The organism is Nocardia sp. CY15 (assembly GCF_009829295.1).
Classification (GTDB): Bacteria; Actinomycetota; Actinomycetes; order Mycobacteriales; family Mycobacteriaceae; genus Nocardia; species Nocardia sputi.
Genome location: NZ_VUOT01000040.1, coordinates 23,852 through 44,757, shown reverse-complemented (window position 1 = coordinate 44,757; position 20,906 = coordinate 23,852). Strand labels below are relative to the sequence as shown.

At 66.8% G+C, this 20,906-nt stretch carries 24 protein-coding genes; 9 read left to right on the top strand and 15 right to left on the bottom strand.

Annotated features, from left to right (window positions below; all coding sequences use genetic code 11):
• The first annotated feature begins 3 nt into the window (after positions 1 to 3).
• Positions 4 to 690 carry a TetR/AcrR family transcriptional regulator gene (locus GVY39_RS29650; protein WP_159930218.1) on the top strand — a complete coding sequence of 229 codons (687 nt, stop codon included), beginning with the start codon at positions 4 to 6 and terminating at the stop codon, positions 688 to 690.
• Between the two features lie 52 nt (positions 691 to 742).
• On the opposite strand, the gene GVY39_RS29645 is transcribed toward GVY39_RS29650, so the two are convergent.
• The 4 genes from GVY39_RS29645 to GVY39_RS29630 form a co-directional block, all read right to left on the bottom strand.
• Positions 743 to 967, bottom strand: coding sequence for a hypothetical protein (locus tag GVY39_RS29645; protein ID WP_159930217.1), 225 nt, complete (start codon positions 965 to 967; stop codon positions 743 to 745).
• Positions 968 to 1,475: 508 nt separating this feature from the next.
• The gene (locus GVY39_RS29640; protein ID WP_159930216.1) at positions 1,476 to 2,132 is read right to left on the bottom strand and encodes a response regulator transcription factor; all 657 of its coding nucleotides are present in this window, start codon (positions 2,130 to 2,132) and stop codon (positions 1,476 to 1,478) included.
• Between the two features lie 192 nt (positions 2,133 to 2,324).
• Positions 2,325 to 2,981: a DUF2267 domain-containing protein gene (locus GVY39_RS29635; RefSeq protein WP_159930215.1), complete on the bottom strand. Its 657-nt coding sequence runs from the start codon at positions 2,979 to 2,981 to the stop codon at positions 2,325 to 2,327.
• A 192-nt stretch (positions 2,982 to 3,173) separates the two neighbouring features.
• A complete protein-coding gene (locus GVY39_RS29630) occupies positions 3,174 to 3,716 on the bottom strand; it encodes a CGNR zinc finger domain-containing protein (protein ID WP_159930214.1) in 543 nt (180 codons plus the stop codon).
• Between the two features lie 55 nt (positions 3,717 to 3,771).
• On the opposite strand from GVY39_RS29630, the gene GVY39_RS29625 reads away from it, so the two are divergent.
• Both GVY39_RS29625 and GVY39_RS29620 read left to right on the top strand, forming a co-directional pair.
• Complete coding sequence (locus GVY39_RS29625) at positions 3,772 to 4,950, top strand: MFS transporter (RefSeq protein ID WP_159930213.1); 1,179 nt, start codon at positions 3,772 to 3,774, stop codon at positions 4,948 to 4,950.
• 100 nt (positions 4,951 to 5,050) lie between these two features.
• Entirely contained in the window at positions 5,051 to 5,842 is a 792-nt protein-coding gene (locus GVY39_RS29620) for a PhoU domain-containing protein (RefSeq protein ID WP_236565743.1), read from the top strand.
• A 140-nt stretch (positions 5,843 to 5,982) separates the two neighbouring features.
• Here GVY39_RS29620 and katG read toward each other — a convergent pair whose 3' ends face one another.
• The 3 genes from katG to GVY39_RS29605 all read right to left on the bottom strand — a co-directional run bounded on the left by katG (position 5,983) and on the right by GVY39_RS29605 (position 9,674).
• Positions 5,983 to 8,214: a catalase/peroxidase HPI gene (gene katG / locus GVY39_RS29615; RefSeq protein WP_159930212.1), complete on the bottom strand. Its 2,232-nt coding sequence runs from the start codon at positions 8,212 to 8,214 to the stop codon at positions 5,983 to 5,985.
• 35 nt (positions 8,215 to 8,249) lie between these two features.
• A complete protein-coding gene (locus tag GVY39_RS29610) occupies positions 8,250 to 8,693 on the bottom strand; it encodes a Fur family transcriptional regulator (protein ID WP_159930211.1) in 444 nt (147 codons plus the stop codon).
• 411 nt (positions 8,694 to 9,104) lie between these two features.
• Positions 9,105 to 9,674 (bottom strand): DinB family protein, encoded by a 570-nt coding sequence (locus tag GVY39_RS29605; RefSeq protein WP_159930210.1) that lies wholly within the window; start codon positions 9,672 to 9,674, stop codon positions 9,105 to 9,107.
• 62 nt (positions 9,675 to 9,736) lie between these two features.
• Here GVY39_RS29605 and GVY39_RS29600 point away from each other — a divergent pair, with 62 nt between their 5' ends.
• Positions 9,737 to 10,735 carry a YafY family protein gene (locus tag GVY39_RS29600; protein WP_159930209.1) on the top strand — a complete coding sequence of 333 codons (999 nt, stop codon included), beginning with the start codon at positions 9,737 to 9,739 and terminating at the stop codon, positions 10,733 to 10,735.
• Between the two features lie 405 nt (positions 10,736 to 11,140).
• Positions 11,141 to 11,629 (top strand): hypothetical protein, encoded by a 489-nt coding sequence (locus GVY39_RS29595; protein WP_159930208.1) that lies wholly within the window; start codon positions 11,141 to 11,143, stop codon positions 11,627 to 11,629.
• 287 nt (positions 11,630 to 11,916) lie between these two features.
• Here the strand turns inward: GVY39_RS29595 and GVY39_RS29590 are convergent, their stop codons facing one another.
• The 6 genes from GVY39_RS29590 to GVY39_RS29565 all read right to left on the bottom strand — a co-directional run bounded on the left by GVY39_RS29590 (position 11,917) and on the right by GVY39_RS29565 (position 15,815).
• Complete coding sequence (locus GVY39_RS29590; protein WP_159930207.1) at positions 11,917 to 13,086, bottom strand: zinc-dependent alcohol dehydrogenase; 1,170 nt, start codon at positions 13,084 to 13,086, stop codon at positions 11,917 to 11,919.
• Between the two features lie 12 nt (positions 13,087 to 13,098).
• Complete coding sequence (locus tag GVY39_RS29585; protein WP_159930206.1) at positions 13,099 to 13,620, bottom strand: SRPBCC family protein; 522 nt, start codon at positions 13,618 to 13,620, stop codon at positions 13,099 to 13,101.
• 113 nt (positions 13,621 to 13,733) lie between these two features.
• On the bottom strand, positions 13,734 to 14,189 hold the full coding sequence (locus tag GVY39_RS29580) for a hypothetical protein (protein WP_159930205.1): 456 nt from the start codon (positions 14,187 to 14,189) through the stop codon (positions 13,734 to 13,736).
• Positions 14,186 to 14,554: a helix-turn-helix transcriptional regulator gene (locus GVY39_RS29575; protein ID WP_159930204.1), complete on the bottom strand. Its 369-nt coding sequence runs from the start codon at positions 14,552 to 14,554 to the stop codon at positions 14,186 to 14,188. The genes GVY39_RS29580 and GVY39_RS29575 overlap by 4 nt, the downstream gene beginning before the upstream one ends.
• 190 nt (positions 14,555 to 14,744) lie before the next feature.
• On the bottom strand, positions 14,745 to 15,044 hold the full coding sequence (locus GVY39_RS29570) for a hypothetical protein (RefSeq protein WP_159930203.1): 300 nt from the start codon (positions 15,042 to 15,044) through the stop codon (positions 14,745 to 14,747).
• 114 nt (positions 15,045 to 15,158) lie between these two features.
• Entirely contained in the window at positions 15,159 to 15,815 is a 657-nt protein-coding gene (locus GVY39_RS29565) for a hypothetical protein (RefSeq protein ID WP_159930202.1), read from the bottom strand.
• 18 nt (positions 15,816 to 15,833) lie between these two features.
• Between GVY39_RS29565 and GVY39_RS29560 the strand changes: the two genes are divergently transcribed.
• Complete coding sequence (locus tag GVY39_RS29560) at positions 15,834 to 16,070, top strand: hypothetical protein (protein ID WP_159930201.1); 237 nt, start codon at positions 15,834 to 15,836, stop codon at positions 16,068 to 16,070.
• 55 nt (positions 16,071 to 16,125) lie between these two features.
• Here the strand turns inward: GVY39_RS29560 and GVY39_RS29555 are convergent, their stop codons facing one another.
• Positions 16,126 to 16,542 (bottom strand): hypothetical protein, encoded by a 417-nt coding sequence (locus GVY39_RS29555; protein ID WP_159930200.1) that lies wholly within the window; start codon positions 16,540 to 16,542, stop codon positions 16,126 to 16,128.
• 176 nt (positions 16,543 to 16,718) lie between these two features.
• On the opposite strand from GVY39_RS29555, the gene GVY39_RS29550 reads away from it, so the two are divergent.
• Positions 16,719 to 17,312, top strand: a complete 594-nt coding sequence (locus GVY39_RS29550; RefSeq protein WP_159930199.1) for a hypothetical protein — start codon at positions 16,719 to 16,721, stop codon at positions 17,310 to 17,312.
• A gap of 71 nt (positions 17,313 to 17,383) precedes the next feature.
• Here GVY39_RS29550 and GVY39_RS29545 read toward each other — a convergent pair whose 3' ends face one another.
• Positions 17,384 to 18,670, bottom strand: coding sequence for a CdaR family transcriptional regulator (locus tag GVY39_RS29545; RefSeq protein ID WP_236565742.1), 1,287 nt, complete (start codon positions 18,668 to 18,670; stop codon positions 17,384 to 17,386).
• A 171-nt stretch (positions 18,671 to 18,841) separates the two neighbouring features.
• Between GVY39_RS29545 and GVY39_RS29540 the strand changes: the two genes are divergently transcribed.
• The gene (locus tag GVY39_RS29540) at positions 18,842 to 19,744 is read left to right on the top strand and encodes an AMP-binding protein (protein WP_159930197.1); all 903 of its coding nucleotides are present in this window, start codon (positions 18,842 to 18,844) and stop codon (positions 19,742 to 19,744) included.
• Between the two features lie 213 nt (positions 19,745 to 19,957).
• A complete protein-coding gene (locus tag GVY39_RS29535; protein WP_159930196.1) occupies positions 19,958 to 20,890 on the top strand; it encodes a serine/threonine-protein kinase in 933 nt (310 codons plus the stop codon).
• Positions 20,891 to 20,906 lie beyond the last annotated feature (16 nt).

The window sequence follows — 20,906 nt, the reverse complement described above, 5'->3', positions numbered from 1 at the left end:
TCCATGTCGCTTATTTGGGAGCGTGAGCCGTATCGGCCGAAAAGGCAGGCCCTGACTGTGGAGCGCATCGTGGACGCGTCCGTCGCCATTGCCGATGCCGAGGGGCTCGACGCGCTGTCGATGCGCCGCGTCGCCGCCGAGTTGTCGACCGGCACAACCTCGCTCTACCGCTACGTGGACAGCCGCGACGACCTGCTCGACCTCATGGCCGATGCGGTACAGGGCGACCATGTGCCGCTGACGGGAGACTGGCGCGCCGACCTCGAGGCGTACGCCCACCACGAGCGCGAGCTGTGGCTGCGGCACACCTGGCTCGCCCCGCTGCTGGCCACCCGGCCATCGCTCGGCCCCAACTGGCTACGCGGTCTGGAACACGCCCTCACCGCAGCCGGGCCGCTGACCGCCGACATCGCCGACGCGGCCTCGGCCGTCGGGCTGATCAGGGATTACGTTCGCGGCGCGGTCATGCGCGAACTCGCCGAGAAAGAGACCCAGCGGCGCACCGGTCAGACCGAGGAGCAGTGGCGCGCCGCCGTCGCCCCCTACATGCGCAAGGTCATCGAGAGCGGCGCATATCCCCGGGTTTCGCGCATGACCGAATCCGCTGACCTGAGCCCTGCCGAACAGTTCTCGTACGGATTGCGCCGCATCCTCACCGGGATCGCGGACTCTCAGCAGACGGCAAAGTGATCACGAACACGCTTCGAGGCACCTGCTGCACGGTTGGTTGTTGTTCAGGTGATTACTGCAGTTTCCCGGCCACCGGAGCCTGCATCGCCAGCAGCCGCACCGCGGCGTGCGCGTACTCCTGGCTGACGGTGGCGGTATCGGCGCGGACGTCGATGGCGTGTTCGGCGAACCGGCCTCGCCGGTGTTGCAGGCGGGGCCGGTGGCGCTGCCGCCGGCAGGGGGAAATCGTGTGCTTGGTTCGGCGGCAGCGCGCGTATCCGAGGCGGGCGCCGGCCACCGGAGGTGACCGAAACAGTCGCACCCACTCGGGTATTCGAAATCGGCGCAGCACCTGTTACACCCGACTCGCCGAAAGACATGTGTGCACCGAGGTTTCAGGCACACGCAAGGCAGAACGTTCATCTGCGCGGTCTCGGGCGCTTCTCCTCGCCTGGGGCTTCGCATGAGGACGGCCACCGTCCAGCAGCGCTGCGCGGCAAGTAAAGCCATGGGCACGACCTCCGACGCACCCGTCATCCAGACGACACCACGGTGATGGCAGGCCCGCTCAATCCACAACGAACCCTTCAGAGGGCGGGCCTTCATCGACATCAGGTGGTGCGTCGGTGCCGGTATGTCGGTGCGGCCCCGCAGCACCGATACCCGTGCGGATCTACACCAGCATGCATCGGTGGGGGTGCGGACACAGGGCGCCGACGCGGGGCTGATGTTGTGGTCGGCTACGAGTCCCCGCTGCCGGGGAGTCGCTCAGGTGAGGCGGCGACTTCTCGAGCGCTAGCCGACAATCACAGATCGACGGTGGATCCGGACGGCCGCGACCGGAGTTTCGAGGCGTAGACGGCTGCCTGGGTTCGCCGTTCCAGGCCTAGTTTGGCGAGCAGGCGGGATACGTAGTTCTTCACCGTTTTCTCCGCGAGGAACATGCGCTGAGCGATTTGCCGGTTGGTCAATCCTTCACCGAGGAGGTCGAGAAGTTTGCGTTCTTGATCGGTGAGTCCGGCCAGGGGACCGTCGTGGTGGGTATTGGCTCGCAGCCGCTGCATCAGGGCGGCGGCGGCGCGGTTGTCGAGCAGTGAGCGGCCCGCGCCGACTTCTTTGATGGCTTTGGCGAGTTCCATGCCCTTGATGTCCTTGACGACATAGCCGCTGGCTCCGGCGAGGATGGCGTCCAGCATGGCCTGTTCGTCGGTGAACGACGTGAGGATGAGGCAGCGCAGATCGTCGAGTTTCGACAGCAGGTCGCGGCACAGTTCGATGCCGTTGCCGTCGGGTAGGCGCACGTCGAGGACGGCGACGTCCGGTCGGAGCGCGGGGATGCGGGCGAGAGCCTGGGCGACGTCGCCGGCTTCGCCGATGACGGACAGCTCCGGGTCGTCGGAGAGCAGGTCGGCGAGGCCGCGGCGGACTATTTCATGGTCGTCGACCAGAAACACCGTGATCATGGTGGTGTCCAATCCGGGGGAGGAGTTGCGTGGTCGACACTACGCGTCGGCACGCTCGGTACCGACCGAAGTCCTCTTCCCGGCGAACCGGCATCAGAACATGGCCGCTGCTCGGGCGGCCGCGTGAATTGTCGCGGAGTGTGTCAGCCTGCCGGACCGACGCTCCACGCCGGGCGTACGGACACGATCGGGTCAGCGCGTCGGTGCATCGGCGCTGGTGAGTCCTTCGGCGATCAGGATCCGGTGAGCTTGCTGGGCGGCGGATGCCTGAGCGGGGTCTTGGGGTTCGCTACCGGAGATTTCTTCGAGGCTGCGGGCCAGAACGGCGACCGCGTCGGTGAGTGCCCGTAGCCGGTTGTCCAATGCGTCGAGACGAGACGGTTCCGGACGCGTGGCTGGGGTGGCCTCCGGCAAGGCGCCGGTGCGGTCGGTTCCGCGCAGTACGGCCCGCAGATCTTCCGGCAACAACGCGAACACGTGATCGAGTTGCCCAGGAGAGAAAAGGTCGGCCAGCGCGTCGGTCACCGCGCCGGCCAGTGCGGAGGCCTCCTCGCGGGAGACGCCTGCTTCCTGGGCGAACTGACCGAGGAATGACGGCACGTCGTGCGGCACGGGGACACGGGCGGGAACCCAGCCCTCGTAGAAGATCCCGCGGAGGAGTTCGGGTAGTTGGGCGCTCAGGTGCGCGGCCGCGTTCACGCCGATGCGGTCACGTACGGTGTGCAGCCAGGCGCGTAGCGCGCGGTGTGCGAATGCCCGGTCGTCGGTGGCGAGTCCTTCGGTGACAGTGCGCAGCCACTCGTGCGCGGTGTGTATCGCTGGTGCGAGGGGGTCGCGATGGTAGCTCATGGGGGTCCCTTTCCCAGGTGAATCACGGTTGACCGTGCCTGCGGCAGCCGCAGGCCTCGGCCGATACTGCGAGACTCCTCGCTTCGGCCGGAAGGGGTCAGAGGACTCGTGCCCGCACTGACGGGACCATGGTCACCCCTGACGCTTTCCCGTCCCGATAACGGCCGGGTATGGGGCAGCGGGAACCGGTGATCAGTCGCCGCGCTGACGTTTTCGATACGCGCGCACTTTCGAGATGCTGCCGCAGGCGCGCCCGTCGGGCGTTTCGGCATACATAGAGCACCAGGTGCGGCTGCGGTTGCGGCTGTGGTCGTAGAAGACGTTGCGGCAGTCGGGGCACGATTTCAGCCGGGCCCACTGATGCTCCGCGAGTGCGGCGGCGACCATCGCCATGATGGTCGCCGCCGCGCCGTGGTCGCAGGGGCGGTAGCGCAAGGGTTGCGCTTCGTCCTCGACGGTCACGTTCACCGGGTGCCGTTCGAACCATTCGCGCAGGCCGGCCGGGGACGGCTGACCGAGTGCCGCGCGGAGGTCGGTGCGCAGCGCGAGCAACTCGTCCAGATCGTGCGTGCGCGGGAGCGGAATGTCCGGCAGGGCGATGCGCCAGTCCGCGGCCCGCGTGATCAGCGAAGGGAGATCGTCTGCGGGCGTTCGGGTCTCGTGCGGTAGCCGCCAGGTATTCAGGAATGTCCGGACCTGCTCGAGGCGACCGGGAGCGTTGCTCGTCCCCGACATGTTTACCAGTGTAACTGTTGACCGGTAAAGGTCGAAATGCTTACCGTCTAAGACTATGACTGGTAACAAATCGGCTGTGCTCACTCGGCGGGCGGGCTCCGCGCCGCTGCGGCATGCCAGGGCCGCGGTGGCGGTCTTGTTCGCCCTCGGAGGGTTCGTCTTCGCGGGATGGGCGGTGCGCATTCCCGCTGTAGCGCACCGCCTGCACGCCGCACCAGGCGAGCTCGGTTTGGCTCTTCTGACCATGTCGGTCACAGCGGTGGCGACGATGTCGGCCGGTGGGGTGATCTGTCGACGCTGGGGCGCCGCCCGGGTGGCGGCCGTGGCGGCGACGATGCTGTCGGCGACGGTGGTACTGCCGCCACTGGCGACGTCCGTGCCGCTCCTCGCTCTGGCGTTGGCCGTCTTCGGCGTGGCCTTCGGAGCGCTCGACGTCGCCGTCAACACGGTAGCTGTCGACCTGGTCGCCGCGCTGGAACGCCCGCTGATGCCTGCGCTGCACGCGGCCAACAGTCTGGGCAGCCTGGCCGGGGCCGCGGTCGGTGCGGTGCTCGCCGCACACCTCTCGCCTGCCGGGCACCTGCTGTCGGTGGCTCCGCTGGGCGTCGTGCTGGCCTCGGCGGCCGGGTGGGTATTGAGCGCTGACCCCGTTCCCCGCGCGCCGTCGTCGCCATCCGGCTCGGCAGCGGGGGATCGCCCGGCCTGGATCGTCGCGATGTTCGGTGTAGTCGGGTTATGTGCGGCCTTCGCCCAAGGCGGCCTGGACAATTGGGTGCCGCTGCATCTGCGCGCGGATCTGGGGGTGACCGAGGGACTGGCGGCGGCGGGGTACGGGCTCGTTCAGGGCGCCATGACAGTTGGCCGGTTGGCGGGGGGCGCGCTGATCGCCGCGGCCGGGCCAGGGTGTGTCCTGCTGACCGGCGGTCTGGCAGCGTGTTTCGGGACGACTGTCGCCGCGCTCACGTCCTGGCCGTGGCTCGCGCTCGCGGGTCTCGGCATCGCCGGGCTGGGGCTTGCCAACCTCTTTCCGCTCGCGGTCGCGGCGGCGGGGGCTCGGGGCGGCTCGAATGGCGTTGCGGTCGCGACCACCCTCGGCTACGGCGGGATCCTGCTGGCGCCGCCGGCGATCGGCTTCGCCGCCGAGGTCGCCGATTTGCCGCGAGCGCTGCTACTCGTCCCGGTGCTCGTCGCAGGCGCTACCGCGGTCGGATACGCGCTCCGCCGCCATACATAGACTTTGCGATCCACACCGAACCGAACCTCACGGTCAGTCCGCCGGACGGGCGCCCCGGATCGACGTATCCGTTCGCGACATCCCGCCCAGGCTGGGCGGCATGACACACCTCCTCGTGGAAAAGAAGGCGGCGAGCGTGACACCGACTGCCCGGTGGACATCACCCCCGTCACGGCTTACCGAAAAGTGGGTTACCAGGGCAGAACTGCGCGATGATGGAGGGGTGCGCACCCGCTACCACGATCACCTCGAGCAGTTGGCCGACCAACTGCGGGTGATGTGCGTGCGCAACCGCGAGGCCATCGCGATGGCCACCGACGCGCTCCTCGGCGCCGATCTGGAGCTGGCCGAACGGACGATCGACTACTGCGCCGAAACCGTCGCGATGCGTGAGGACACCGAGCACGCCGCGGTCACGCTGCTGGCGCTCGAAGCCCCTGTCGCGGGAGAACTGCGGCAGGTGGTGACCGCGCTGCAGCTGATCGATGACCTGACCCGGATGAGCACGCTGACCGAACACATCGCCCGCGCCGCCAGACGCCGCCATCCGGGCGGCGCGGTCCCCGCAGCGGTGCGAAACCTGATGAGGCACATGGGTGAGACGGCCGTCGACCTCGCGGATGCCGCGGTCGGCGTGCTGACCACGGCCGATCCCGTCGATGCCGCGGACCTCGATGTCCGCGACGACACCATGGACGAGCTGCACCGAGACCTGTTCGCAGCGGTTCTCGCCGAGGGATGGGACAACGGCACCACCGCGGCGGTCGATGTCACCCTGCTCGGCCGCTACTACGAGCGCTTCGCAGACCATGCGGTCGAGGTCGGCCGCCGCACCCTTTACATGACCACCGGCCACCGCCCCGACGACACGGCCACGAAGTCCCCCGTCTAGGACTGCTACGCAGGTCCGCCCGGCGAGGACTGTTCTCCCGGGGCGTGCCCAGCGTCGCTCCGGCCTGTCGGTAAAAGCAGCCAGGCCGGCCCCGAAGGGCCGGCCTGGAGTTCACCTATAGCTCAGGCAAGGTCGAAAGCTCAGGCAAGGTCGAACCGGTCGTTGTCGACCACCTTCACCCACGCGGCGACGAAGTCGTTCACGAACTTCGCCCCGGCGTCGGCCTGCGCGTACACCTCGGCCACGGCACGCAACACCGAGTGCGACCCGAAGACGAGGTCGTTGGCGGTGGCGGTCCACTTGGCTTCGCCGGAGGACCGGTCGAAACCCTCGTAGACGTTCTCCGCCGACTCGGACGCCTTCCACTCCGTGTTCTGGTCGAGGAGGTTGACGAAGAAGTCGTTCGTCAACACACCCGGCCGGTCGGTGAACACACCGTGCGTGGTGCCGCCGTAGTTGGCGCCCAAGGCGCGCAAGCCGCCGATGAGCACCGTCAACTCCGGAGCGGTCACGTCCAGCATGTACGCGCGGTCGAGCAGCAGGCGCTCCAGCGGAGCCTTCTCGCCGGGCCGCACATAGTTGCGGAACCCGTCGGCCCGCGGCTCGAGCACCGCGAACGACTCGACATCGGTGTTCTCCTGGGTCGCGTCCGTCCGGCCGGGCGCGAACGGCACCGTGATGTCCTGCCCGGCGTCCTTGGCGGCCTTCTCGACCGCCGCGGATCCGGCCAGGATGATGAGGTCGGCGAGGGAGACCTTCTTGCCGCCGGAAGCCGAGCTGTTGAAGTCCTGCTGGATCTGCTCGAGCACCGGCAGCACCTTGGCCAGCTCGTCGGGCTCGTTGACCGCCCAGTTCTTCTGCGGCTCCAGCCGGATCCGAGCACCGTTGGCGCCACCGCGCTTGTCGGTGCTGCGGAAGCTGGCCGCCGACGCCCAGGCCGTCTTGACCAGCTGCGCGACCGACAGGCCGGACTCGAGGACCCTGCTCTTCAGGGCCGCGATGTCCTGTTCGTCGATCAGCTCGTGATCGACGGCGGGAACGGGATCCTGCCACAGCTGCGGCTCGGGAACCCACGGGCCGAGGTAGCGGCTGATCGGGCCCATGTCGCGGTGCAGCAGCTTGTACCACGCCTTGGCGAACGCCTCGGCCAGCTCCTCGGGGTGATCCAGCCAGCGACGGGTGATCTCCCTGTAGATCGGATCTTCCCGCAGCGCCAGGTCGGTGGTCAGCATGGTCGGAGTACGCGCGGGCCCGCCGAACGGATCCGGGATGGCGCCCTCGCCTGCGCCGTCCTTCGGCTTCCACTGCCATGCTCCGGCGGGGCTCTTGGTCAGCTCCCACTCGTAGCCGTACAGGTTCTGCAGGAAGCCGTTGCCCCACTTGGTCGGGGTGGACGTCCAGACGACCTCCAGGCCGCTGGTGATGGCGTCTTTACCCTTGCCCGTGCCGTAGGCGCTCTTCCACCCCAAGCCCTGCTGCTCGATCGGGGCGGCTTCCGGTTCGGCGCCGACCAGGCTCGCGTCCCCGGCGCCGTGGGTCTTGCCGAAGCTGTGACCGCCGATGATCAGCGCGGCGGTCTCCTCGTCGTTCATCGCCATGCGGCCGAACGTCTCGCGGATGTCCCGCGCGGCGGCCACCGGATCCGGCTGACCGTTGGGCCCTTCCGGATTCACATAGATCAAGCCCATCTGCACGGCGCCGAGTGGACCCGTCAGTTCACGGTCACCGCTGTAGCGCTCGTCGCCGAGCCAGGTGTCCTCCGGACCCCAGAAGACCTCTTCCGGCTCCCAGATGTCGGGGCGGCCGAAGCCGAAGCCGAAAGTCTTGAAGCCCATCGACTCCAGGGCCACGTTGCCGGCGAACACCAGCAGGTCGGCCCACGAGATCTTGTTGCCGTACTTCTGCTTGACCGGCCACAGCAGTCGGCGCGCCTTGTCCAGGTTGGCGTTGTCCGGCCAGCTGTTGAGTGGTGCGAAGCGCTGGGCGCCCTGCCCGCCGCCGCCGCGACCGTCGGCAATGCGGTAGGTGCCCGCCGCGTGCCAGCTCAGCCGGATGAACAGACCGCCGTAGTGGCCGTAGTCCGCAGGCCACCAGTCCTGTGAATTGGTCAGAACAGCCGTGACGTCGGCCTTGAGGGCGTCGACATCGAGTTTCTTGAACTCTTCGGGGTAGTCGAAGTCCTCACCCAGCGGGTTGGACTTGGACGAATGGGCGTGCAGCACCGAGACATCGATCTGCTCCGGCCACCAGTCCTTGTTGCTGCGGGGGCGATGATCCGTCTTCGCAGTGGGGGACGGGATCGCCGGGTTCTCGCTCTCGCTCGCGCTGCGAGTTTCGGTGTCAGGATTGGGCGGGCGGCTATCGGATGACACAGCATTCCTTCCTGAATGAGTGATGTGGGCTGCGATCACGAAGGTGATCGGGAAGCCTGTGTTTCCACACAAGCGGGACACAGGCCCCAGTAGATGACCTCGGCCTCGTCGATCGAGAACCCGCTGTCATCGGATGCGGTCAAACACGGGGCATCGCCGATGGCGCAGTCGACATCGGCGATCACCCCGCACGCCCTGCAGACGACGTGGTGGTGATTGTCGCCGACTCGCGACTCGTAACGTGCGACCGACCCGGACGGCTGAATACGCCGAACCAGGCCGGTCGCGGTGAGCGCGTTCAACGAGTCGTACACCGTCTGATGGGACACCTCTGGCAGATCGGATCGAACAGCGCGGATGATCGACTCCGTGTCGGCGTTCGGGTGGTCGTGCACCGCGCTCAGCACCGCGACCCGGGGACGGGTCACACGCAGCGAGACCCCCCGCAGCATCTGCTGGAACTCCGAGGCCGTTGGCATGCACGGAAGTCTCGTCCCTTTTCTGGAACGAGTCAAGAGTCTGTTTCCGGAGCCGTCTGGGCACCCCCAGGGGCCTCGGCGTGCTGGGCTCGACGCCGCGGCCCTGGCTCGTGTCGTGCGGTGTCGCGCTGAACCATCACCTCATGGCAGGGGCAATGCCGCGGAGAGCATTTCGATCCCTATTGTCGAGTGACCGTTTCGATTTGCGGCTGATCATATGGAAGCTGCATCCGATGCAATTTGCCATCCTTCGCCGAGAATAGCGCCGCGCGGTCACGATCGTTCACCGACCGCGCGCGCCGCAATACGGTATCGAACGTCCCTTCGATCTGTTCCCACTTCATCGGCCCGGATGCGGGTGCGGTGCCGTACGCCGAAGAGTTCGGCCCCGCACCACCGTGTGTTTTCCTCCTAGGAATGCCGAGTGTGCAGGTAGAGGTCGCGCAGCAGGCAGACCTCGGACAGGTGGTGGATCAGCTCACGGTGGATGTGCAACACCAGATCGGCCATGGGCAGTTCGGGGAAGGGCTCTGTCGCGCCGATCGGGACCCGCAGCCCGGGCTCGCCGAGCCCGCGCACCCCGGCCAGCCACGCCTCGAGCTGCGTCTCGAGCTGATCGAGCGCGGTGGCCGCGTCGCCCGCGTATTCCCACGTCTCATACGATGCAGCAGGCCCGCCGAAGTGAGCCGCGTTGCGCGCTGCGAGCACCCCGACGATGACGTGACCCAGGCGCCAGGCGATCGTGGTGAAGGGCGGGGGGACGGGTTCGGGAAAGGCGAAGTCGATCGTGAAATCACCGGCGCCGGCCTGCATGGGCGCCGTCGAGTTGCCGCGCGGTCGCACGCTCCAGGCGTCCGGCACCGGCGACCAGAAGTACTCGTCGTCGGTGAGGCCGTCGAGGCGGCCTCGCAGCTGATGGTTCCAGTGGAATTCCCATTGCTCGCGCAGCCTGCGATTCCAGTCGAATTCATCTGCATCCATACGACCACCCTGACACCTCTGGCGGACAGTATCGGTCCGCTATTTCTGGCAAGCTGAGCGACATGCGCGTGGCAAGCGGTGACGAGCGCGGCACCACCGAGCGTGTCCTCACGTTGCTTGGGCTGCTGCAGCAACGCCAGGTGTGGACCGGCCCCGAGCTCGCCGACCGGCTCGGCGTCACCACCCGCACGGTACGGCGCGATGTCGAGCGGCTGCGCGCGCTCGGTTATCCGGTGCATGCCGACCAGGGCGTCGGCGGCGGTTATCGGCTTGCCGCGGGACAGGACTTGCCCCCGCTGCTTTTCGACGACGAGGAGGCGATCGTCACCGCGGTTTCGCTACTGGCCGGTGCGGGAGGCGCTGTGGTCGGCGCGGGCGACGCCGCACTCCGGGCGCTGGCCAAGCTCGATCGCGTGCTGCCCGCGCGGTTGCGGCACGAAGTGCGCGCGCTCTCCGGCTCGGTGGAGTCTTTCGGGGGTGGTCGCACGCCGGTCGACTCCGCGGCACTGATGGCGCTGGCCAGAGCCTGCCGTGACGAGGTCGAGGTCGGTTTCGACTACCCGTCGGGTAGCGGGGTGCGACGGCGGCGGGCCGAACCCTACCGCCTGGTCGCTTCTGATCGACGCTGGTACCTACTCGCCTACGACATCGATCGCGATGACTGGCGCAGCTTCCGTGTCGATCGGATGGTCGATGTGTCCGCCCGGACCTGGCGTTTCCGCCCGCGCGCGGCACCCGACGCGGCGACGTACGTGCAGGAGGGTGTGGCGAGCCGGGTCTACCCGCACCAGGCGCGCTTCCTCGTGTACGCCTCGGCCGACACGGTACGTGCGCAGATTCCGGCCGCGGCCGCCGTCGTACGGCGGAGCGGCGCTGATCGCTGCGAGGTGCTCAGTGGCGCGGACAGACTCGACACGGTACTCATGCACGTGCTTCTGCTGGGGCACGACTTCGAAGTGCTCGACCCTCCGGAACTCGGGAAGCGGTGTCGCGTGCTGGCAGAGAGACTGCTGTCGGCAGGCGCGACGATCGCATCGATGCCGGAGGCGGAAAAGTCATGAGCGCGGCCACGCCCTCGCCCGCAGCTCCGCGTGAGCGGAATGCCGGTTCTGTTAATCGCTTTCCAGAGGCGCCGGACGCAGCGGCGCAATCACCCGATCGACGGCACGGCGGGGAAATGGTCTGCTGTTCGATCGGTTGCTCGATGCCCATCCGGATGTCGAATCCGAACCGACTACGGCTCATGAGAATCCAGCTCGGTCTAGGCCATCCAGTCCGTGGGGCGAACACCCGTTCCGCGATGCCATGACCGGCCCCGCCCGGTTTGCGAAGAGCGAAATCCCGGGCAGGCCTTCGTTCCTCACGTAAGCGCAGGCAGCCCGGCCGGGCATCGAGTCGAGCGGGTCGCGGGCCAACTTCGAGCAAACCCTCGTCTGGGGCGGTGCGAAGACTTAGAGTTATCGGCTATGGGAGGTAGGCATCGAAAAGACCGAGAGCGCGGTCGCCTGGACTCCGGGTCTGTTGCCCAGGTCACGGCCGCGGCGGAGTGTGATCCGGAAAGCGCGACGGCGCGTAGTGGATTCGCTGCGCGGGCGCTGGCTGCGCAGCCGGAGGTTCCGGGATGGATCGTATGGCTGTACGAGCACGCCGGCGAGCAGCTGGCCCGGTTGGAGTACCAGATGCACTATCCGCTCGACTACGGCGGTCCGGACGCCTACACGAGCGAGGAGTGGCTGATCACCCAGCGCGCCTATCTCGCCGAGCGCTCCGCTCGCGCGGCCGAGCGCGCCCGCCGCTTTCACCGCGACCGTCCCGGTGTCGTCTACGCGCACGGCCCGGAGTTGCCCGACGACGAGGAGTTCTATGACGCCTTCGAGTCGGGCCGGGAATGGACCGGTCACTGGTATTCCCGTGACCCGGTCGAAGCGTGGGGACTGTCCGGGGTGCCTGCTTGACCGCACGCGAGACCGATTCGTCTCGCGTGACCCACAAGCCCCCTTTGGGGCCCCGGGGGGTGGAGGGTGCCCACCCCCCGGGTGGGTGGGGCGTCCTCAGGGGGTGGGCACCCGTCACCCAGCTCGGACGGTAGCGGGTTTTCGGCTCCACCATGACGTGATCGACGCCAGAACAACGCCGGGGACCGCCGAACTCGCGCAGGCGACGTCCGCGATCGACGCGGCGAAGCGCTCCACAGGCTCGACGCGGTTACCCGCCGGCTCCGCCCGTCCCGGTGCGACGGGCGTCAAGGCCGGAAGACGGATCGGATGCAGCCTTCCTTCTTGTTCTTGAAGACGTCGTAGCCGTACACCGCGTCTTCCAGCGGCATGTCATGAGTGATCAGGTAGGAGGGGTCGAGGTCGCCTTGCTGGATGTAATCGAACATCCGGGGCACGTATCGCTGGCCGTTCTGCTGTGCGGTCCGGATGGTGAGGCCCTTGTTCGTCACGACGCCCATCGGAAACTTGTCCGTCAGACCGTAGATGCCGAGCACTGAGACGACGCCACCTTTCCGGCACGCGAGAATCGCTTCGCGCAGCGGTGTCGCGCGGTCGGATTCCAGCCGGAGCAACTGTTTGGCCCGGTCGTAGAACTGCTGCAGTCCCGTGCCGTGTCCTTCCATCCCGACGGCATCGATGCAGGCGTCCGGGCCGCGGCCGCCGGTGCTCTCGCGCAAAGTCTCCTGGACGCTGTCGACGGCGGTGTAGTCGATCGTCTCGGCGCCGAACTGCTCGCTCGCCACGCTCAATCGCTCGGGAAAACGATCGATGACGAAGACCCGGTCGGCTCCGAGCAGACGGGCGCTGTGTCCCGCCATCAATCCGACGCCGCCGCTGCCCCACACCGCGACGGTGTCGCCCGGCTGGATGTCACAGAATTCCGCGCCCATCAGACCGGTCGGCACGGCATCGGACAGGAAGAGCGCCTGCTCATCGGTGATGCCCTCCGGGATCGGAAAGCAGTTGACGTCGCCGAAAGGAACGCGGATATATTGCGCGTGAGAGCCCTGATAGCCGCCGAAGGGGTGGGTGTAGCCGTAGATCCCGCCGCTCGGGTAGCCCAGAATCGGCTGTTGGAGTGCGCCGTTCGGGTTGGTGGTGTCGCAGAGGGCGTATAGTTCGTGGTCGCAGTACCAGCACGATGTGCACCCGATGAAGGACGGGACGACGACGCGGTCGCCCACCTTCGTCGAGGTGACTTCGGCTCCGATTTCGACCACCTCACCCATGAACTCGTGTCCGAAGACGTCGCCTTCCCGCATTCCCGGCAGATATCCGTCGATGAAGTGCAGGTCGGAACCACAGGTGGCGGTCAGGCGGACCTGCACGATGACATCGTGCGGGTTGACCAGGACGGGGTCGGGCACGGTTTCCACGGCGAGGTCGTCGACGCCGTTCCAACAGAGCGCATGCATGTCAACTCCTGTTCACCGAGCCGTGGAGCGAGCGCTCGGGTTGTGGGCCAGGGTGGGCATTTCGCCGGTCTGCAGCCGAGCGCGGGCTCGGTAGAGAGCGGTGAACATCCCCGCGCCGGTCAGCAGGTCGGGTAGCGGGGTCCGCGCTCGCATCGTCACTTCGGTACCGAGATCCCGCGGCGCGTCACGGAAGCTGATTTCCAGCTCCAGTCCCTGCGCGGAAGGGGTGTCCTCGTCGGTCGAGCCGACGAACCGGAGGTGCCCGTCCTCCTCGAGCAGCGTGGTCTTCCAGGTGGCGCGTCCGTCGGCGCCCGAGTGCAACGTCCACTCGTAGGTCGACGGTTCGGTCGCTCGGACCTCGGCGACCTCGCCCAGGACCTCCGACAGGTTCTCCGGGTCGCGCCAGAATCGCTCGACCTCGGCTCGTGGACGGGCGATGGTCACGGTTTGGCTGCTCGAGTGGCTGCTCGCCGACTCGATTACTCGCCCCACGAGATCGCTCAGCAAATGTTTGGTCTCATCGATGTAGTGCACGGGGCCTCCTCTCGCTCTCCGGTCCTGGACGCGCGTGAAGTGCCGTTCCCTGTGGTGCGCAGGGCGCAGGTGCTATTCGCAGAGGGAGCGAAGCCATCGCCGCTGCGCACGTCCTATGCGGTCTCGGAGCGGCTACCCGGGGTCGAAAACACCAAACCGGAATCGCCGTTTTTCATTCGAACTCGGTGAGAGCGGTCGGCTGTGGCGATCTTCCACCGTTCCGCGGCGTCTGTCCCGGTGCGTCCGATCCGGTGGAAGAGCAGCAGCGCGACGGACAGGTAGGTCGCGGCGATGATCGAATCGACGATTCCTCGGACGGATTCGCTGCGGTAGAAGCGGTCGAGTGCGGCGATGGTGATGACGCCGGAGCCGAAGAAGTACCCGGCCATGAGGGAGGGCAGCGCGGTGCGCCGAGGGAGGAACGCGGCGATCAGCAGAACGAGGGAGAAGCCGAAATCAGGGGCGGCGAAGATATTGTTCGCGCGGTAGCCGGGATCGAGGATGAGCGTTGCCGGTAACCACAGGCTGACCGGGATGGCGCAGGCTCGGGCGACGTTGATCAGCGTCATGGCGCACTTCCCGACAGGTCGGCATCCATCGGCGAGGCCGGGCGACTCGGCTCGGCGTGCGCGAGGACCGAGGCGACCAGGCCGGGGAATCGAGTATCCAGCTCATCGAGCCGCAGCGTGTTCATGCGCTGGCGACCCTGATCGAACTGGCGGATGATCCCGGCATTGCGAAGCGCCTTGAAGTGGTGACTGAGCGTAGAGGGCGCAATGCCGAGACCGAAGGTGCCGCAGGGGCGATCGCCCCCGTCCAGGAGCGCGCGCACGATACGCCGTCGGGTCGGATCGGCGAGCGCGTGCAGGACGTCGTCGATCGATACGTCATCGATCTTCGGGTGGGTCGCGGACTTCCAGCGCCCGAGTGGCATCGCACCTCCGCCGAGTGACATCTCTTCCAGAACTGCCGAAGAGATGCTAGCGCGCCGTACATGTAATCAACAGTGCTCGAAGAGAATTCGCGAGTCGACATGACATCCGGTGCGCGCCGGTAGCGATCGATGACCCGGCCGAAGAGTCCGATGCCGACCAAGGGTCGATCTCCTGCTCGGACCGCAGGGATCAGGCGATCATCGCAGCAGCCGTTGCTCGATCTATACCGGCCATCATCGGTCCGGCGATGTCCAGGATCGGCGAGCCCGCGGTCGTGATGACGTCGCGCGGCGAGAATTCCGCGAAACCCGCCGCGTTTCCGGCGTCGTCCTCGACGGTGCCGGTGAGAGACCAGATGTGCACGAGGCTCGCGTCGGTGGTGGGGGAGCCCTGCGGCGCGTGATCATGGCGTGGAGCAAGGCATCGATAATGGGCCGCGCCGGATATCGGATCGCGGGTGCCGCGTCGGAGCGCCGAACTCTGCCCCATCGTTGCCGATTTCGTCGACCGGACATGAACTTCTCCGTCGAGATTCGTTTCCGGACGAGGCATGGATCCGGATGTGGCTGGAGTTCTCAGTCCAGATTGACGGACCGGGAGTGGTCAGGAAGTCGTCCGAGCCGGTATCCGAACGGCTATTTCGCCACTCAGGTCGTAGTCTCCGGACAGCCGCAGACGGTCTCCGCTCCAGAACCGGCCCGGGTCGTACCAGTCCGGGTTACGGCGTTGGGGGAGCAAGCCCATCGCCTGGTATGTCGCAGCGACGATTTCGGCGCAGTAGGCGTTCTCCAACCCCCGGGCGGCCGACCGGCTCGGCTTGCGGCGGGGAAGGCGTGTGCGGCCGCGCAGCCAGCGTCCCGCCAGACCGGCGGTGGAGGGGAACGGGGTGCCGTCGAGCCGGGCGATGGTGCGCAACACGCTGTCCTCCATCTCCTGGGTGGCAGGAGGGTTCAACTGGCGCAACCAGGCCTGCTGTCCGTAGCGGTGTGCCCACACCAGCACCGCGTCGCGCAAGTTGTGCAACTGGACGCCACGGTGCGCGGATCCCGACCACATGTCCGGAAGCGACCGCCCGAGTTCCGCGTGCCAGATCAGTGCGGGTAGATCGTCGATCACGACGGACATCCCGACATGGTTGACCGGGCTGTTCGTCGTCATCCGGATCACCCGGTCCACTGTCGAATGGCCACGGAAAAGCCAAATGTCACCTGTTCGGGTGACCTCGACCGCTCGGTCGAGACTGATGCCCGTACCCGTCATGGTCGTAGCCTATGCGGTATGAGGTGGTGGAAGGCAGTGGGATTGGCGGGTGCGGCCGGTGTGGTCGCCACCGGTGTCGTGGTGGTGCGCGCCGAGCGCCGCCGCCGCGCCTACACGCCCGACCAGGTCCGGGAACAACTACATGCGCGATTCGCCCAGGCGGCGTCGGCTCGGGAGACAGTCGAACCAACCGCTGCGCAACCGCGAGTACTCTCCCGTGTCACTCGATCCATCCGACGGTTGTTCCGTCGCTGACCTGCCGCGAACCGGTCGGCGGAATATCGCTCGCCGAGGGGCGGATCAGGCTCCGCTATGCCGCGGAGCCTGTCCTTCCCATGCACTGCTCCAGCAATTTCCACGACAACAGCTCGGGCAGCGCGGGATCTTCCGCGCGCCATGCGCGATAGACCCTGTGCACGAGATCCATTCCGGCGAAACCGTACAAGCCGGTGATCCGGGCGCAGTGGTGCTTGTCCGGGCCACCATCGCGGAAGTCGACGTCGTAATCGTCGCGGGGTTCCTCGTCGGCGTCCGCATCCTGGTCACCGCCGTAATCGAGATGAATCTGGAAGTAGAACTGGCCTGCGGGCTCGCGATCGAGCCTTTCCACTGTCGCGTACGTCCAGCGGGCGTTCAGGCTCGCGACGAGGTCGTGCGCTTCGATGTCGCTCGGATCATCCAGCGTCCGTCCGCTCGCATCGAATGCTCGAAGTCTCGGTGCCGTCACGCGCACGATCGTAGTTCGGGGCCGGTGGGAACGACGTGGACGAAACCCGCCGGGCCACCTGTCGCGCAGCGTCGCTTCTGCGCAGTGATTCACCCGTCAGAGGTGAATCCGATTCTGCTGGGCGCTTCATACACTGCCCTGTGCCCACCGAAGAGCCATCCGGAGAGGGGAGAGCAATGGCAACACCCACCGCGTCCGGTCTGCTGTCGCCAGAAGAGTTCAGGAGCCTCCTCGACGCCATCCGTGCCCATAGCAGAGCGGCAACAGAATCCATCGCGGCCGGCCACGGTGCGCTGCCCGCCTACCCGCTACCCGATCACCTTGAACCGGCGCGGCTGGATCGACTACCGCAGCCGGTCCGGGATGTCTTCGACGACTTCGGACGCGCGCCCATGCGAGATCAACTCCTCGACAACGAACAGAGACTCGCTCCCGCCGCCGATAGGTGCGCGAGTGGCCGGATGAGCAGAGCGGATTTCGCAGACCTGATCGCTCGGCAAATCGCGGACGACAAGACGCGGTTCCACGCGACCACGGATGATCTGACGACGAGGTTGCGCGACCTCGGCGACGAATATCCCGACAGCCGTGTCACCATCGTGAACGCGATGGAAAGCTACCTCGAGTTCGCACCCGGGCTCTGGAACCAGGTGTACGACTACCTCATCGAGTTGGAACAGGACTGCCGGCAACTGTGGCCGGGCGTCCCGTCCTACTTCGACGGCTTCCGGAACGAGGTGGAAGAGTTCTTCGTGGGCCTCACGAGCTGATCCGAACCCCGCAGGTGGGGCCGTCGGCCGGAGCGCTCGTCACTGCCGCGCCGGACAGCGCCTACGCTGGATCAGCCGTTCTCGTGGCGGCGCCGCGGTGGTCCGTACCACTGGCAGATCAGAAGAGCCAGTTCGATGTCGAGTCTGTCGTCGGCGATCGGTTTGCCGCGCCGCGACAATGCCCGTCCCACTCGATATTTCACCGAGTTGTAGTGCAGGTCGAGTTCTGCCGCTGCGGCTGTGTAACTCGAACCGGCGCGCAGGAATACTTGGAGCGTCTCGCGCAGCCGTGCGTCGTTCTCGTCGGCGGAGGCCAGGTCGCCGAGCACCTCGCCGACCCATTCCCAGACCTCCGCGATTCTGCCACCGAGTAGAGCAGCGACCGACAATCCGGAGTCACCGGCCGCGGTGATGCGCTGTTCGACATCCGCCCGGGCCAGCGCGACCGCGCGGGCGTTCAAAGCAAGGTGATGAGACCGGCGGAACCCTGCCAAACCAGGCGCCATTGTTCCGATCGCCACCCATGGCGCATCCGACTGTGTGGCCGCGAAACCCCGGACTCTGTCGACCGCGTCGGGTTGCGCCGAACGGTAGGGCAGCCACGCCCAGCCGCTCATCTGATCGTCGGCGACGAACAGGGCGCTCGCGGCGGTTCGCGCTGTCTCGGCCGATTCACGGACGAATCGTTGCAGCTCGGGCAGTCTGTCACCGTAGGACCCGGTGTCGGGGTACCAGACGATGAGTGCCAGATGGTGCCAACGCAGCGGATAGCGAATCTGGTCGATCGTGCGGTCGATGTCGACGCCCTTCTTGCCCGCCAGTAGCTCGCGCACGCGCAACGCGCGCACACTGTTGCGAGTTTCCAACCACTGCTCGCGCTCTTCTTCGTAGGCGGCGACGACCTGCTGGATGATGTGGTCGAGGTACTGGAACAGCCTGGTGCTGATCGCGCGTCCGACGAGAAAGCGATCCGCAGGCGATATATCGGCAGCCTGTATTTCGGCGAATATCAGTTCGGTTGCCCGCCGCTGGCCGAGGTGATAGGCCCGAACCAGGGTATTGAGCGGGACGCCGTGCTGAGCCAACCGCCTGGTGTATTCGATCGCTGCCGAAGGCAGGTATATCCGTGACACCGAAATGTCGTGGCGCAACGCGTGCAGTAGTGTGTCGACGTTGCCCTGCACGCTGGCCCGGAGCAGTTCGATGGTGGGAACATCGGCACCCAGTTCGGGTATATCGTCCCCGAGTCCGCGGTAGATGCTCGCGCTGATGTCCGCCACCCGCTCGGTCATGCGGGCGGCGATTCTTGCGACGATACGGTCGGGCTCGATATCACCGTTGCGACGAGAACCCGTCACCATTCGATAGTAGTTACCTCGTCGTGGAGCGGGCACGCCGCATGCGAGCCCGATACTGTCTCGTGGCGACAAAGCAGGCGAAGAATTTGATCGATTCGCGACGGTGCCGACCCGCGCAGTGGTTCCTACCGTGGTCAGTATTCCCCCTACACCGTTGCTGGAGGATGTCGCATGACGCTTTCTACCGTCCCGGACCGTCGCGCCGTCGCCGCGCCGTACGCTCCCGCGCTTGCCGATGACAGCAACCAACTCGACAACGCCGGATTTCTGGCCGCCGTGCGGCGTGCCGCGGCGGGCTTGCGCGCCGCGCGCGTCACGACCGGCGATGTTGTCGCCATCATGCTGCCTGACAGCATCGAGCTGTTGGTGTCGCTGTTCGCCACCTGGCGTTCGGGTGCCACGGCCAGCCTGGTCGACCCGTTGCTGACCGACTCGGAGACCAGTCGGCGGATCGCGGAGGCGGGTGCCGAGATCCTCATCGCGCAGCGCTCACTGGCGGATACCCTGTCGGTTCGAACTGTCACCTCGGTCCGAGAACTCTGCGTCGCAGAACCCGGCGCCACCGAAGCAGCGCCGCCCAGCCCGGAGGCACCGGCGCTGATCACATACGGCGGAGGCAGCAAACGCACCGTGCTCGACCACCGGCACCTCGAGGCCATGTGCCGGCTGGTGATCGAGGTCTTCGCCTTGACCGACACCGAGCACAGCCTGTCGATCATGCCTATGTGGCAGATGAGCGGCATCTTGGTGGGAGCCTTGTCACCGCTGGTCGCTGGGGGGCGCGCCACTGTGGGGGGTGCCGTAGACCCGAGAACGTTCCTGGAACGAATCGAGCGCACCCGACCCACCTACTTCTCTGCGGTGCCCAGCCTGTACGCAGCGCTGTCCGAGCTGCCCGGACGGATTCCGAGAACGATCTCGTCCGTCCGGTTCGCCATCTGCTGCGCGGCGCCGGCCGGGATCGAATTGAAAACGGAGTTCGAAGACCGCTATGGCATACCGATCGTCAATGGATACGGCTTGAGCCAGGTCATCGCGCGAGCGCACTCGATCGGTTCCCCGGCATCCGCTTGAACGGGCAGCCCGATGACACCCTGTTGTAATTTCTGTAGGTCCGCTTTCGTCGGGAGGGCCGGGCAAGACGCCATAATCGCGACCTGCGGTACACCGGATTCCCTCGGCTCGTCCGCTGGGTTCGGCGTGACGGTTCGACTGGCCGAATCGGCAGCATTCCACAGCTGGGCAGAGCTGGGGATGCGACCGGCGCCACCACACTATGGTGAGGCGGTGGCACTCGAGTCAGGTGAACAGTTCGCGGGATTCGTCGTGCGGGCCCGGTTGGGGCACGGCGGCAGCAGCGAGGTGTACCTGGCCGAGGACCCCGCACGGTCGCGGCCGGTGTCACTGAAGATCTTGGGTCCGGACGACAGTCGGTCAGCCGTGGCGCGTGCGCGATTCGTGCACGAATTCGAGATCCTCTCCGCCTTGCGGCACCCCGACATCGTGCGGATGTACGCCCACGGCGAATGCGACGGAAGACTGTGGTCGGCGCGCGAGTACGTGGCAGGCACGACGGGGGCGGCATTGGTGCGCATGCCCCACCAGCACCCGAACCTGCCCCGGGTACTGCACATGCTGACCCATATGGCGGCAGGGCTGGATTTCGCGCACGCCAACCATGTCCTGCATCTCGACGTGAAACCGGCGAATGTGTTGCTCGGCGCCGACGACCCGGCGACGGTGAAGATCTCGGACTTCGATCAGGCCCGGTGGTTGAACCGGCCCGAACCACCATTGGCCACTGATGGTTTCATCGTGGCGTCGGTGCCGTATGCCGCGCCGGAACTGCTGCGGGCGGGCACGGTGTCCCCGGCGACCGATCAGTACTCGCTGGCCTGCGCGGCCGTCGAACTGCTCACCGGCCTCCCGCCGTTCCCAAACCCGAACCTCATGGCCACCGCGGAGGCCCACCTGCACGACGCACCCCCCGACATCTCCGAACGCCATCACTGGATTCCGCGTGAGGTTGACGCGATCCTGCACCGGTCGCTCGCCAAGAAGCCCGGCACCCGTTACGACTCGTGCTCCGAACCCATCCGACTGCTCACCGAGGCACTGCGCGACGTCGATCCACGCCCCTTCGCCCCGTTGCTGAACCGCGTGAAGTCGATATTCGGCCGATCGCCCCGCCGACAGGCGCGGTCGCGTACCCCACGATGACGTTTCGATCCCCGAT